12 protein-coding genes are annotated in these 12,661 nt (G+C 69.7%); 4 read left to right on the plus strand and 8 right to left on the minus strand.

Translation table 11 applies throughout. From position 1 onward, the window contains the following. Positions 1 to 5 precede the first annotated feature (5 nt). Together G4D83_RS42455 and polA are read left to right on the plus strand one after the other, a co-directional pair. A complete protein-coding gene (locus tag G4D83_RS42455; protein ID WP_163870662.1) occupies positions 6 to 2,246 on the plus strand; it encodes an FHA domain-containing protein in 2,241 nt (746 codons plus the stop codon). 45 nt (positions 2,247 to 2,291) lie between these two features. After that, the gene (gene polA / locus G4D83_RS42460) at positions 2,292 to 5,021 is read left to right on the plus strand and encodes a DNA polymerase I (RefSeq protein ID WP_163870663.1); all 2,730 of its coding nucleotides are present in this window, start codon (positions 2,292 to 2,294) and stop codon (positions 5,019 to 5,021) included. A 294-nt stretch (positions 5,022 to 5,315) separates the two neighbouring features. On the opposite strand, the gene G4D83_RS42465 is transcribed toward polA, so the two are convergent. From G4D83_RS42465 to G4D83_RS42485, 5 genes are all read right to left on the minus strand, one after another. Next, positions 5,316 to 5,861, minus strand: coding sequence for a hypothetical protein (locus tag G4D83_RS42465; RefSeq protein WP_163870664.1), 546 nt, complete (start codon positions 5,859 to 5,861; stop codon positions 5,316 to 5,318). Between the two features lie 186 nt (positions 5,862 to 6,047). Next, positions 6,048 to 7,286: a peptidase MA family metallohydrolase gene (locus tag G4D83_RS42470; RefSeq protein ID WP_163870665.1), complete on the minus strand. Its 1,239-nt coding sequence runs from the start codon at positions 7,284 to 7,286 to the stop codon at positions 6,048 to 6,050. Between the two features lie 12 nt (positions 7,287 to 7,298). Next, a complete protein-coding gene (locus G4D83_RS42475) occupies positions 7,299 to 7,595 on the minus strand; it encodes a DUF167 domain-containing protein (protein WP_163870666.1) in 297 nt (98 codons plus the stop codon). A 3-nt stretch (positions 7,596 to 7,598) separates the two neighbouring features. Then, positions 7,599 to 8,126, minus strand: a complete 528-nt coding sequence (locus tag G4D83_RS42480) for a DivIVA domain-containing protein (protein ID WP_163870667.1) — start codon at positions 8,124 to 8,126, stop codon at positions 7,599 to 7,601. A 114-nt stretch (positions 8,127 to 8,240) separates the two neighbouring features. Beyond that, positions 8,241 to 8,789, minus strand: coding sequence for a HEAT repeat domain-containing protein (locus G4D83_RS42485; protein WP_163870668.1), 549 nt, complete (start codon positions 8,787 to 8,789; stop codon positions 8,241 to 8,243). 133 nt (positions 8,790 to 8,922) lie between these two features. Between G4D83_RS42485 and G4D83_RS42490 the strand changes: the two genes are divergently transcribed. Next, positions 8,923 to 9,426, plus strand: a complete 504-nt coding sequence (locus G4D83_RS42490; RefSeq protein ID WP_163870669.1) for a DnaJ domain-containing protein — start codon at positions 8,923 to 8,925, stop codon at positions 9,424 to 9,426. Here G4D83_RS42490 and G4D83_RS42495 read toward each other — a convergent pair. Then, complete coding sequence (locus G4D83_RS42495) at positions 9,366 to 10,352, minus strand: stage II sporulation protein M (RefSeq protein ID WP_163870670.1); 987 nt, start codon at positions 10,350 to 10,352, stop codon at positions 9,366 to 9,368. The two genes, G4D83_RS42490 and G4D83_RS42495, sit on opposite strands and share 61 nt — an antisense overlap. A 1-nt stretch (position 10,353) precedes the next feature. After that, positions 10,354 to 11,115, minus strand: a complete 762-nt coding sequence (locus tag G4D83_RS42500) for an RDD family protein (protein WP_163870671.1) — start codon at positions 11,113 to 11,115, stop codon at positions 10,354 to 10,356. Between the two features lie 520 nt (positions 11,116 to 11,635). Between G4D83_RS42500 and fruA the strand changes: the two genes are divergently transcribed. Then, on the plus strand, positions 11,636 to 12,325 hold the full coding sequence (fruA, locus tag G4D83_RS42505) for a response regulator transcription factor FruA (protein WP_163870672.1): 690 nt from the start codon (positions 11,636 to 11,638) through the stop codon (positions 12,323 to 12,325). Positions 12,326 to 12,397: 72 nt separating this feature from the next. Here fruA and G4D83_RS42510 read toward each other — a convergent pair whose 3' ends face one another. Next, complete coding sequence (locus tag G4D83_RS42510; RefSeq protein ID WP_141648541.1) at positions 12,398 to 12,619, minus strand: MbtH family protein; 222 nt, start codon at positions 12,617 to 12,619, stop codon at positions 12,398 to 12,400. Positions 12,620 to 12,661 lie beyond the last annotated feature (42 nt).

A 12,661-nucleotide genomic window follows, 5' to 3' on the forward strand; every position in this document is an offset into this window, starting at 1 on the left:
GCGCCATGCCTACACTGGTCGTCCGTCTGCCTGATGGCACGGAGAACGAACACGAGGTCGCTGGCGAGCTGAAGCTGGGTCGCCAGCAGGGCTGTGAAGTCCTGCTCACCGAGGGAGGCGTCTCGCGGACACACGCGCGCGTCTTCACCGAGGCGGGAGGGGTCTTCATCGAGGACCTCGGCAGCGCCAACGGCACCTTCGTGGACGGCGAGCGCATCGCCGAGCCCACCGCGCTCACGCCCCAGTCCGAGGTCATCCTCGGCGACTACACGCTGAGCCTGAAGGCGTCGGCTGGCAAGGCCACCGGCTCGCGGCGGGCGGCCAAGCCGGCGGGCCCTGAATCCGCCATGCCCGTGGGCGCGGAGGGCGGCGGTGCTCGCGCCACCCGGGCCCTGCCCAGCATCAAGGCGAAGCCCGCTGGAGGCAGTGGCCCCGCGGGCGCGGCGCCGGCGAGGCGACCCAAGGCCCCGGGCGGTCCTCCCGCTGGAGGTGGCGGCGGGCCGCTCTTGCGCGGCACCGTGGGGCCGTGGGCGGGGAAGACCTATCCGCTCAAGGGCAAGGTGCTCGTGGGGCGCCTGCCTCCCGCGGGCATCATCCTGGAAGACGACTCGGTCAGCCGGAAGCACGCGGAGCTGGAGTCCGCCGGTGGCGTGGTGTCGGTGCGCGACCTGGGCAGCGCCAACGGCACGTTGCTCAACGGCGACCCGCTGGGCCCGGAGTCGGTGGACCTGCAGCCCGGGGACCAGCTCCAGTTCGGCGTGGTGGAGATGACCTTCGAGGCGTCCCAGTCCGACGCGCTGGCCCGTCGGGGCGCGGGCGCGGCTTCGGGGCCTCCGTCGCGGCGGGGGGGCGTCGCGCAGGGTGGCGGCGGCGCGGACCCGGAGGCCCGGCGCAAGAAGCTGTTCATCGCCGGCGGCGGTCTGGTGGGCGTGTTGCTGCTGGCGGTGATGGTCAAGGCGCTGATGCCCGCGCAGGCCGTGGACTCCGGAGGCCCCATGGGCCAGGGAGTGCCCGTGGACCCCGCGCAGCAGGTGTCGGAGCTGCTCAGCGAGTGTCGCTCCTTCGCCTCCAGCGAGCTGGGCCCGCCCAACTGGGTCAAGGCCGAGCAGATCTGCTCGCAGGTGTTGGACCTGGACCCCATCAACACCGACGCCAACACGCTCATCCGCCGCATCAAGCTGGAGAAGGACGCCTTCGAGCACTTCTCCCAGGGTGAGAAGCTGCAGCAGCGCCTGAAGCCCGAGGAGGCGCTGGACTCCTTCCGCAAGATTCCGAGGGAGAGCGAGTACTTCCGCCGCGCCCGCGCCAAGGCGGCCGAGGCCGCCGAGCAGGTGACGAAGCGCGCGCTGGACGACTGCAGGCGCTACCTGCGCGACTCGCAGTGGAGCGCGGCCGTGCCCCGGTGCCAGACGTACATGGCGGTGTGGTGCCAGAACCAGCCGCGTGACGACCTGCAGCCGCCGCTCGGCTTCGACGTGAGGCTGGAAGGGCGCTTGAAGAAGAACGAGTGGCGGCCGAAGGACCCGCTGTTCGTGAAGTTCCTCATCTCGCGCCTCAAGCTGGACCCGAACGCGATTCCCTGGACGTGCCCGGTAGCGGAGGTCCTCAACCGCGACAACCTGCCCACGGACCCGAAGACGGTGGTGTTCGAGGCGGTGAAGGGCCGCTATTCGAACAAGCTGATGCAGGCGGCGATGATGGACTACTGGGCCGGCCGTGGCAGCGAGGCGCTGGCCACGTTGCAGAAGCTGCGCGCCAACTACGAGTCCGCGCAGTTCCACGCCGCGGCGGACGAGATGCTCAAGACGATGTCCACGGTGGATCAGCTCTTCAAGGGTGGACAGAGCTACTTGGCCGCGGATGACCCGGAGAAGGCCGCCGAGCCGCTGCGCGAGGCGCTGGAGGTGGACAAGTCGCTGATGCTGGACCTGGCGGAGTCCAAGCCGTCGTTCTACCGGCGCGCCATCCTCGCGGACATGGCGGACAAGTCGTACCAGCGCGGCAAGCACTGGGCGGACCGCGACGACAAGCGCCGCGCGTGCCGGATGTGGAAGCTGGGCTTCGGCTTCTACGCGGGCAACCCGGACCTGAACAAGGCGGCGGGCTTCTGCTCCGCCACGGCGCTCTCCACGTTCCGTCAGGCGGGCGGCTGCCCGGACATGGCGGCGGTGCTGGACTTCGCCGTCAAGGGTGACGGCGTGGAGGAACTCGTCATCGCGAAGAAGAAGGAGTGGAGCTGCCCGTAGCAAGCGAGTTGGACAGGGCGGGACGGGCGCGCTAGGCACGGGGGCATGGCCGACACCAGCCCCCCGCGCACCGCGCCCACCCTGGTCCTCATCGACGCGTCCGGCTTCATCTTCCGCGCGTACCACGCCATTCCGCCGCTCACGTCGAGCAAGGGCGTTCCCACCAACGCCGTGCTCGGCTTCACGCGCATGGTGCTCAAGGCCCTGCGGGACTTGAAGCCCACGCACGTGGCGCTCGCCTTCGACAAGGAGAGCCGCACGGAGCGCCAGAAGATAGACCCCAACTACAAGGCCCACCGCGAGGGTCCGCCCGAGGACCTGGTGCCGCAGTTCGCGCTCATCCGCCGCGTGGTGGAGGCGCTCAACCTGCCGGTGCTGGAGTTCGCGGGCTGGGAGGCAGACGACGTCATCGGCACGCTGGCCCACAAGGCGAAGGCCGAGGGCTTCTGCGTCCAGGTCGTCACCGGGGACAAGGACTTCATCCAGATTGTCGACGAGGACGTGCGCCTCTTCGACCCGATGAAGGACGTGCACACCCGGCCCGAGGACGTGAAGGAGCGGCTGGGAATCGAGCCCCGGCAGATGCGCGACTACCTGGCGCTCATCGGCGACGCGGTGGACAACGTGGCCAAGGTGCCGGGCATCGGCCCCAAGACGGCCACGGAGCTCATCCAGCAGTTCGGTGACGTGGACACGCTCCTGTCCCGGCTGGACGAGGTGAAGAAGCCCAAGATTCGGGAGAACATCGCCTCGCACCGGGAGAGCCTGCTGCTCGCCCGGCGGCTGGTGACGTTCAACACGGAGCTGCCGCTCGACGTGCGAGTGGCGGAGCTGACGCGCAAGGACGTGGACTCCGCGAAGGCGCGCGAGCTCTTCACGGAGCTGGAGTTCTACGCGCTGCTCAAGGACCTGCCCCAGCAGGGCCCGACCGAGTCCTCTTCCTCCGAGCCCGCGAAGGAGCGGCCCGCGCCCCTGGCCATCACCACCACGCTGGTGGGCACCGACGCGGAGCTGCTGGCGCTGGCGGAGGCGGTGCGCGCGGCGGGCTCGGTCAGCCTGATTCCGGCGTACGAGGGCATGCCCTTCGCGTCGAAGCTGGTGGGCCTGGGCGTGGCGCTGCCGGACGCGAGCACCCGCTACGTGCCGCTGCGCCACGCGGTGCTGGGCGCCACGCAGGTGAAGCCCGAGGCCTTCACCGCCGCGTTCAAGGGCGTGCTGGAGGACCCGGCGGTGAAGAAGGGCGGGCATGACCTCAAGGCCCTCACGCTGGTGCTGGCCAACGAGGGCCTCACCCTGGCTGGCGCGCACGACGACGTGGAGCTGTTGAGCTACCTGCTCAACCCGTCACGCCGCGAGCACGCGCTGGCGGACCTGGCGCGCGAGCGGCTGGCCACGGAGCTGCCCGCGCTCCCCGCGGCGGCCGAGGGCAAGCGGGGCAAGAAGGACAGGGCGCTGGCGGACCACTCGCCGGAGGAGGTGGCCTCGGGCTTCGCGGTGCGCGCGGAGGCGGCGCGCAGGCTGGCGCCGGAGCTGTGGAAGGAGCTGGACGAAGCGAAGCTGGCGCAGCTCGCGAAGGAGCTGGAGCTGCCGCTGCTGCCCATCCTCGCGCGGATGGAGCAGAAGGGCGTGAGCCTGGACACGGTGGAGCTGGCGCGCATCTCCGTGAAGGTGGACGCGGCCGTCGAGGCGCAGGTGAAGGAGGTCTACAAGCACGCGGGCCACGAGTTCAACATCGGCTCCAACCCGCAGCTCGTCCAGGTGCTCTTCACCGAGCTGAACCTGCCCATCATCAAGCGTGGCAAGACGGGCCCGTCCGCGGACCAGGAGGTGCTGGAGAAGCTGGCCGAGGACCACCCGCTGCCGGGCGCCATCATCGAGTACCGCAGCCTGTCCAAGCTCAAGAGCACCTACCTGGACACGCTGCCCACGCTGGTGGCCCCCGACGGGCGCATCCACACCACGTACCACCAGGCGGCCACGGCCACCGGACGCCTGTCGTCCACCGACCCCAACCTCCAGAACATCCCCGTGCGCACGGAGCTGGGCCGGGAGATTCGCCGCGCCTTCGTGGCCGCCCCGGGCCACCAACTGGTCAGCGCCGACTACAGCCAGGTGGAGCTGCGCCTCCTGGCCCATATCGCGGACGACCCGGTGCTCGTGGAGGCGTTCCGCAATGACGAGGACGTCCACAGCCGCACCGCGGCCGAAGTCTTTGGCGTGGCGCCGGACCAGGTGGACCGCGAGCAGCGCCGGGTGGCGAAGATGGTGAACTTCGGCATCGCCTATGGCCTGTCACCGCACGGCCTGGCCACGCGGCTGGGCATTCCGCAGGAGACGGCGCGCGACATCATCGAGCGCTACTTCATCCGCTACGCCGGCATCCGCCGCTACCTGGATGAGACCGTCAACACGGCGCGCAAGACGGGCTACGTGGAGACGCTCTATGGCCGCCGGCGGTACATGGCGGACTTGAACTCGAAGAACCGGGGCGTGGCACAGGCCGCCGAGCGCGCCGCCATCAACATGCCGATTCAAGGCACCGCCGCCGACCTCATCAAGAAGGCCATGCTGGTGGTGGACGCGGACCTGCGTGCCCAGGGCCTGCGCACGGTGATGCTGCTTCAGGTCCACGACGAACTCCTGCTGGAGGCGCCGGACGCGGAAGTGGATCAGGTGAAGGCGTTGGTGTCGCGCGGCATGGCGGGCGTGGCCACGCTGAAGGTGCCGCTCAAGGTGGATGTCGGCGCGGGGCGAAGCTGGTCTGACGCCCATTGAAAAACAACGCGGGAGGAGCGCCCACCCCCGTAGACGCTCCCCCCGCGGACCCGCTCGTTTTTCGCTGCCACCCCCACAAACAATGCCGACCCGTCCGACCGGCGAGTCGCGCGGACCCCCATCCACGCGTCTTGCCAGCAGCTCGCGATGAGCGCTCACCACTCCCCAGTGGGAGCACGCCACCCCAAAGGCGCGCCATGAGGTCCCCACCCCTGGCACGCTCCCTCCCGCCGGCCTCGGACGCCCCCAGGAATTGGAGCGTCAAGCCGAACGGGTCGGCAAAACCGACCACCCTCAATGCATCGCGGTACGTCCATCCCTCGAGCCCGGCGGCACGTGTGTGACGCGTGACGGGCGCTCGAAGTACTCGACCACCAAACCTCCGAAGGGCACTCGCGGCCCCTCGACTCTCGAATCCCTCAGTCGTTGAAGCAGCGCCACCGCCGAGTCCACTGCCTCGTCCACGGCGCGGTTGATCTGCTCCTTCTCCCAATCCCCACCGCCGAGCACCTCCGCGGCGTCCACCAGGCAGCGCCGCAGCGCCGAGAACTCTTCGTGCAGGGCTCGCGCGCCACGCTCCGGCGACAGGCGCAGCACCGCTTTCGTACGGCTCCAGGGGCTCGTGTCGTCCCCCTCCAGCGTCACGCCCAGCTCCTTGACGAAGGGCTCCACCAGCCCGTCCAACTGACTCAAGGGAGTCTGGGCGCCGTCCGCCGCGTCGTGAGCCGTCATCCGCATCCGGCGCCACAGCGCCGCGATACGGTCCGGCTGCTGGCGGAAGAACCGCGCCAGCCCAGCTGCCTTACGTCCTCGCTCAGTCATTTCCGGTGCCTTCCGCATCGCATCGGGGGCTATAGCAAGGCTGCTGCCAGCGGCTGAGGAACCGGGTCCCCTGGGAAATCAGCCACTTGGAGGACGCACTCGCGCGCGCCGTGGCGGGGGAAGGTAAAAACTTCGGGGTTCGGCTTGTAGACCTGTCCGAAGGTCCAGACAGGGGCCCCCAGGACTCCGGGGCCGGCCCGAGTCTCAGTGCAGCGTGGGCTTGGCGGTGCGGGCTTTCAGCGCGTCGTCGTCGGCGCTGGGCGGCTGCTCGCTCTCGTGCTCGGGACCCACGGAGAACTCACCCGACGCCGACTCCGCGTGGGGCGGCGCCTCGGGGTGCTCGGGCTCCGGCTCGGAAGGGGCGGGGCCGGGCCAGTACAGTTCCTGGTGCGGCGCCGGGCCCGCCATGGGCGTGACGGACTCGGCCGCCTGCTGCTGGGCCACCATCATCAGCCGCAGGGCGGCCTCGTCCGCGGCCTCCTGGGCCGTCATCTCCGCCAGTCGCGCGGCCTTCTGCTGGCGACGGCGCGCGTACGCGGCCACGCACAAGATGGAGGCCGTCAGCCACAGCAGGGCGGAGCTGGTGGTGAGCGGCAGCCAGCCGTAGCGCGCCGCCAGTCCGTCGCGCCAGCCGGCCTCCTCCACGTCCAGCGAGGTGTGGAAGGCCTTGCCGAACGCCGTCTCGAAGGGCTCTCCAGCGCGCACGCCGTCGATGAGCAGGCCCATGGCCTGGGGGCCGTAGCGGGTGGACAGGTGCGCGACGAAGGCGGCGCTCTGGGCGTAGGCGATCTCCACGTCGGCGGGCAGGTCCGGCCAGTCCGAGGACAGGTCCTCGAAGTGGAAGACGCGCTCCTGCGTCACCGCGCGGAAGAGGGCGGAGTAGTGGGTGATGGAGAAGCGCTCTCCCGTCACGTTCTGCGCGACGCCCTCCTGGAACCAGCGGGGCCAGCCTCGGGCGAGCTGGCCGAGCGCCACGTGTGCCAGCTCATGCCGCAGCGTCTGTTGACCATCCGGCGCGTGCAGGCTGAGCGCGTCCAGCAGGATGATTTGATGCGAGGGGTAGGCCAGCGCCACGGCCCAGCCCGGAGGCCGGCCTCCGGGAAGCGCCAGGGCCTCGAACTCCTCGCGGCCCACGCCCAGGCGAATCTCCGTCACCCCGGGCCAGTCGCGCCCCAGGATGTTGCCGAAGCCGTCCCGGACGGACTCAATCTGCCCCGCGAGCTCCTTCGCCGCCACGGTGGCCGCCGCCGTGTGGAGGATTCGGAAGCGCTTCGTCGCCACCTCTCCAGCGGCGATGGCGGGCCGCGAGTGGGGGACGAGCACCACGTCGTCCACCAGGGCTTCACCGCCGTGGGGATGGGAACCAGAGCCTTCACCCAAACCCTGGGCCCACGCCCGAGGCATGGCCAGCAGCAACAGGAGCAGGACGAGCAGGTGGCGCATGCGGGGGCCTCGCTATCCCCCAGACATAACAGCCTCGGCCCGCGCCGCATCAACCCCCACCACGTGAACGCGTTTTCGTCGCGATGCGTCACCGGCGACGAGCGTCACCTGTCGTCGGGGCACTCCGAGCTGCTTGCCGAGAAACTCGAGGAGGGCGGCGTTGGCCTCCCCATCCACGGGAGGCGCGGCGAGCTGGATTTTCAACAGACCGTCGTGTTCGCCGACGACGCGGGTGCGCGAGGCGCGGGGCTGGATGAGCAGGGCCAGCTCCACGCCGTCCGGCAGGGACTTCAGCCAGGGCGCGGCCATGGGCTACTCGTTGCCGTTGGCCTTCTTCTGGGACAGGTAGGCCACGTTGTCCTCGACGCGCGCGTAGTCGCGGTCCGCGAAGGTGGGGGCCTTGAAGGTCTCCAGCAGCTTCTGGTGCGCGTCCAGCACCGAGCGCACCTGCGACTCGAACTGGGTGCGCTGGCGCTTCAGCTCGTTGATGTCCTCCACCACCTGCACCAGTCGCTGGTGCGCGCCGTGGACGATCTTCTCGGCCTGATGCTCGGCGTCCGCGATGATGATCTCCGCCTCCTTCTTGGCGGCGGACTGGAGGTCCTCGCTGATGCGCTGGGCGGTGACCATCGTCTCCTGGAGGGTGCGCTCGCGCTCCTGGTGCTGCTCGAGCTTGAGCTGCGTGCGCTTCAGCTCCTCCTTGAGCGCGATGTTCTCCTTCACCACTTCCTCGAACTCACCGGCGATCAGCTCGAGATAGGCTTCGACTTCGCGACGCGAGAAACCTCGCAGCGCCGTGTCGAACCGCTTCTGCCGGATGTCGAGCGGAGTGATCTTCATGCGCGCCAGTCTAGCGCAGGGCGGCGCGTTCTCCAGGAATCGGCCCGGAGGATGGCTTCACCCTGGAGGGCGCCTTCGCCTGCCCGCCTGCTTGGGGGACAGCGCGCGAGGACTTCAGCGGGACGCGGGCGGCGCGTCCCACTGCGCGGCGACGGCGCGGGCGGCGTTCTGCACCACCGAGGTGAGGCGCGAGTCGGTGGCGGCGTCCTGCACGGTGCGCCGGGCGGAGGAGGTCCGCTGGAAGACGAGGCCGTTGAGGGCCTGGATCTTCAGCGCGTCCGGCATGCGGGGGTGGCGCACCACGTTGCCCAGGATCTCCTCCGCGCGCGGGTGCTGGAAGAGGGACACCGCGCGCAGCACGGCCTGCTGGGTGCGGGGATTGGGGTCCCACAGGTGGGTGGCCAGCGAGTCCAGCGCGCGCGGGTCTCCCAGGAGGGCCAGGTCCTCCACGGCGATGGCGCGGACCTCCTCGGGCGCGGGGCGGGCGGCCCACAGGAGGGCGCGCAGGAGCGCGGTGTCGTCCGCCGAGGCCACCGGCGCGGGGGCCGCGGGGGACGGCTCCGGGGCGGCCTTGGTGGCCGTGGGGGCGGGGCGGCTGGCGGCGGGCGTCCGGGCCGGGGCGGCGGCGACGAGCAGCAGTCCGGCGACGAGCAGGGGGCTCATGGGCCGCGTTCTACCCCGAAAGCCGGGCGTCTGGCGCAGCCGGGCCCGGGCTGGCGGAGATTTTCTTGACGCGATCTCCCGACATGGGAGTTTGCCGCTGCTACAGGCGTGTTGCTGACGGGAGCAAGGGCTGATGAACGCGGCGGTTTCGAGCTGGCAGACTCTGGAAAACGTAGAGGTGGAGTGCACCCACTGCGGCATCCGGATGACCCTTCAGATGGGGAACCGGGTTCGCTACTACCGGTGTTCCGGCTGCCACCGTTGGGTCTCCAGCACCTACACGGACGTGCTCAAGGCGGACGCGAAGGTGCGCACCCACCCGGTGAAGGACACCGGTGCCCAGGATGAGCGCCACATCGAGGTGAAGGACCGGCTGGAGCGCTGGCTGTCCGCCATCGAGGACCAGGACCCGTACCAGCTCCTGGGCGTGTCGCCGCTGGACTCTCCGGAGAAGGTCCGCGCGCGCTACCACACGCTGGCGCTGGAGCGGCACCCGGACCGGGGCGGCTCCGCGGAGCAGATGCGCGAGCTGAACGTGGCCTACGAGCGCATCCTCCGGCACCAGCAGCGCAAGCGTCAGGAGGCGCTGACCTCCGGCGCCGTCTCCGCCACCGCGCTGCCTGCCCGCAGCAGGTAGCCCCAGAACAGGCCCCCCAGGGCCAGGCCCAGCGCGGCCTTGGCCCAGGTGGGGAACAAGTCGCCCGGGGACACGTAGCCCTCCACCACGCCGATGAGGGCGAGGAAGGGCGCGCACCCCAGCACCAGCTTCACCGCCTCCCGCCCGCGCAGGGCCAGCGCCTGTCCCCGGGGCAGCTCCCCCGGGTCGATGAGCGACTGTCCCACCATCAGCCCGGCCCCACCGGCGATGACGATGACGGACAGCTCCACCGGCCCGTGCGCGGAGATGAAGTCCAGCAGGCCCCCCAGCATCCCTTCGCGAGCGCACAGCGCGGCGATGGCGCCAATCTGCACCCCGTTGTTCACCAGGATGAACACCGTGCCCAGCCCGTAGAACAGGCCCATGGCGAAGGTGAGGATGGTGACGGTGAGGTTGTTGGTGGCGATGCCCGACGACACCGAGTTGGGCGGGGCCACCGACAGGATGTCATCCGTCCACATGCGGCCCTGGGAGACGTACTGGCGGACGCCGGCGGGCACGAGCAGCTCCGCGCCCCGGGGCTCCCACAGCACCACCAGCGCGCCCAGGAGCAGGCCCAGGATGAACAGCGCGGCGCTGGCTCCCACGTAGCGCAGCTCCCGGCGCAGCGTCTGGGGGAATTCGCGGCGGAAGAAGGCCTTCACCGAGGCCCAGCGCTCGCGCGGGGGCTGGTAGATGGCGGCGTAGGCTCGCGCGCAGAGCTGGTTGAGGAAGCGGTGCGCGTCGGTGCCCGGATAGAACGTCTGGGCATGCGCCAGGTCCGAGGCGGCGCGGCGGTACAGCGTGTCCAGCGCGCGCAGCTCCGCGAGCGACAGGGTGCCCTCGCGCTGACGCGTGAGCAGCGCCTCCAGGGAGTCCCAGTTCGCGCGGTGACTGGCGACGAAGGCCGGCAGGGCGACGGCCATCTCAGCGCTCCACCTGGACGTGGGCCCGCAGGAACGCCTCGGCGGACTCGGCCGACGCGAGGACGTGGGTCCGCTCCTCGTCCGTCAGCCCGCCCAGCTTGTCCACCAGCCGCGTCCCCATCTTCCGTCGGATGTCCGCCTCCAGGCCCGGCGCGCGCGAGAGGAAGGCCAGCACCAGCTCCACCTCGTCCGGCGTCAGCGCCCGCGTGGCCTTCGGCCCGAGCACACCCGACTCGGGTGTCCGCGCGGTGTACTTGTCCAGGTCGATGCGCTCCTCGCGCACCAGCACCGTCCCCGCCAGCAGGTCTCCCAGACGCTGGTGCCTGGACGTCAGCAGCATGCTGATGCAGCCGGCGGCGTACACCCCCGGCAGGAAGTCCACCGCGCGGCACAGGTTGCGCACCGCGCTCTCGTAGAGGCCCACCGGTGAGCCATCCAAGCGCACCACGCGGATGCGCAGCGCGCGCTTGCCCGGTGTCTGCCCATGGAAGAAGACCTCGCCCAGCGTCCAGTACAGCCACTGCGTGGCGAAGATGCCCACCACCAGCAGCGTCTGGCCCAGGCCCGACAGCCCCTGGAAGACGCCCAGCACGTCCGACACCAGCAGCGTGAAGACGAAGTACGCCACCACCCAGAAGAAGAAGAGCAGGCCAGCGTCCACCAGCCACGCCAGACACCGGTAGCCGATGCCAGCCACGGGGAGGGAGAGCGCCACGCGCTCCGGCGTGGCCACTGCGAGGTGCGGGCTCGATGCGGTACTCATGTCCGCCACCCAGCATACACGCCGCCCGCCGTACCATCTCCTACCTGTTGGGGCCGGATTGTCTGGCTAATCAGGTCCCAGCGGGTGTCGCTTGGTGGACAGCCGGACCCGCGAGGGGGGACGGCGGGTATCGGGTGCTGGACGGAAATGGCTGTCATGGACGCGACAGCGATGACGAACCAACGGACGCGGTGGCTGAATCCAATCGGATTCGCGCACACTTGACACTCTCGCCAAGGGCGCCTTCGCCTCTGCGCTTTCCCGGTGTTAGGGTATTCGTGGCGTTGAACCTGGAGCTGGCTCCAGCGGAGGTGGAGCCCGGAAGGACGCCGCGAGTCGTAGGTATTTGAAAGCAGTCCTGGAGTCGGGTCTTACATCGATGGACCGACCCCGGAGTGGTTCAGCGGACGTGCACGCACGACCTGGAAGCCTCTTCCCGCTGGCCTGAGCTGTCCGGAGGTCGGAAGCAGTCAACACTGCAGTCCAAGTTGTTTCGCCATGGCGGCTGGGGGGCCTTCGCATGGCAACTAATCAATCAGCGATTCGTGTATCCATTCTCGAAGGACCATGGGCGGCGTGGGAAAGCCTCGCCGATGGTCTTCGCGGCGAGGGTGTCGCGGTCACCTCGGTGACCAGGGACGTGCGACTCTTTCTCGATGGGCTGGGAACCGATCCGCCTCAAGTGGCGGTGATGGATGTGGAAGGAGACAGCGAAGCGGCCGTGGGCTGCTCGGTGACCGAAGGCATCAACCTGTTGCGCGAGGCACGCAAGCGTCGGCTGGAGGTGCGCATGTTGCTCCTCTCCGCCGTGAGTGCGCCGGAGGTCATCTCCCAGTGCTTCGACGAGGGGGCCTCGGGCTACCTCTTCCGGAAGGGGCTCGGCACGTCCGCCGTGTCCTCGGCCATCAACTCGCTGGTGCGAGGTGAGCGGCTCTTCCCGGTGCAGCTGTTGCGCAATGACTTCGAGCATCCGCCTGTCACGTCGCCCACCGCGAGCGTGCTCCTGGCGCTCACGCAGCGGGAGCGCGAGGTGCTGGCATATGTCGCGGGTGGCGCGGACAACTTGAAGATCGCCGCGCACCTGCAGATCGCCGAGCGCACCGTCAAGTCGCACGTCACCCAGCTCTACCGGAAGCTTGGGGCCGAGAACCGCACCCAGCTGGCGTTGCGCGCCTGCCATCTGGGGGTTCGTCCGCCGCCGGACCTCTGATGACGACGTCTGACCCCGCCCTCGGACCCTAAGTGAATTCCCCAGGGTCCGTCGGGCGGGGCGCTCGTCACATCAGTTCTTCAGCGCCTGCTCTTCCATCTTCTTGCGCAGGCTGAGCGGACGCATGTCCGTCCACACCTGCTTGATGTGCTCGAGGCACTCGGCCTTCAGGCCCTGCTTGCCCGCATCCTTCCAGCCCGGCGCATTCTCCCGGTCCGCCGGCCAGATGGAATACTGCTCCTCGTGGTTGACGACGACCTTGTAGATCGTCGTGTCCTCGCGCTCGTCCGCCATGTGAGTGACTCCTGAAATTGACCGCATCTTGTTCACATCCCA

This window comes from Myxococcus eversor (assembly GCF_010894455.1).
GTDB classification, from domain to species: domain Bacteria; phylum Myxococcota; class Myxococcia; order Myxococcales; family Myxococcaceae; genus Myxococcus; species Myxococcus eversor.

Coding starts and splice junctions, on each gene's coding strand:
- fruA (WP_163870672.1), top strand. CDS start 11,636: ATGGCAACTAATCAATCAGCGATTCGTGTATCCATTCTCGAAGGACCA.
- G4D83_RS42510 (WP_141648541.1), bottom strand. CDS start 12,619: ATGGCGGACGAGCGCGAGGACACGACGATCTACAAGGTCGTCGTCAAC.
- G4D83_RS42495 (WP_163870670.1), bottom strand. CDS start 10,352: ATGGCCGTCGCCCTGCCGGCCTTCGTCGCCAGTCACCGCGCGAACTGG.
- G4D83_RS42490 (WP_163870669.1), top strand. CDS start 8,923: ATGAACGCGGCGGTTTCGAGCTGGCAGACTCTGGAAAACGTAGAGGTG.
- G4D83_RS42465 (WP_163870664.1), bottom strand. CDS start 5,861: ATGCGGAAGGCACCGGAAATGACTGAGCGAGGACGTAAGGCAGCTGGG.
- G4D83_RS42480 (WP_163870667.1), bottom strand. CDS start 8,126: ATGAAGATCACTCCGCTCGACATCCGGCAGAAGCGGTTCGACACGGCG.
- G4D83_RS42455 (WP_163870662.1), top strand. CDS start 6: ATGCCTACACTGGTCGTCCGTCTGCCTGATGGCACGGAGAACGAACAC.
- G4D83_RS42475 (WP_163870666.1), bottom strand. CDS start 7,595: ATGGCCGCGCCCTGGCTGAAGTCCCTGCCGGACGGCGTGGAGCTGGCC.
- G4D83_RS42470 (WP_163870665.1), bottom strand. CDS start 7,286: ATGCGCCACCTGCTCGTCCTGCTCCTGTTGCTGCTGGCCATGCCTCGG.
- G4D83_RS42485 (WP_163870668.1), bottom strand. CDS start 8,789: ATGAGCCCCCTGCTCGTCGCCGGACTGCTGCTCGTCGCCGCCGCCCCG.
- polA (WP_163870663.1), top strand. CDS start 2,292: ATGGCCGACACCAGCCCCCCGCGCACCGCGCCCACCCTGGTCCTCATC.
- G4D83_RS42500 (WP_163870671.1), bottom strand. CDS start 11,115: ATGAGTACCGCATCGAGCCCGCACCTCGCAGTGGCCACGCCGGAGCGC.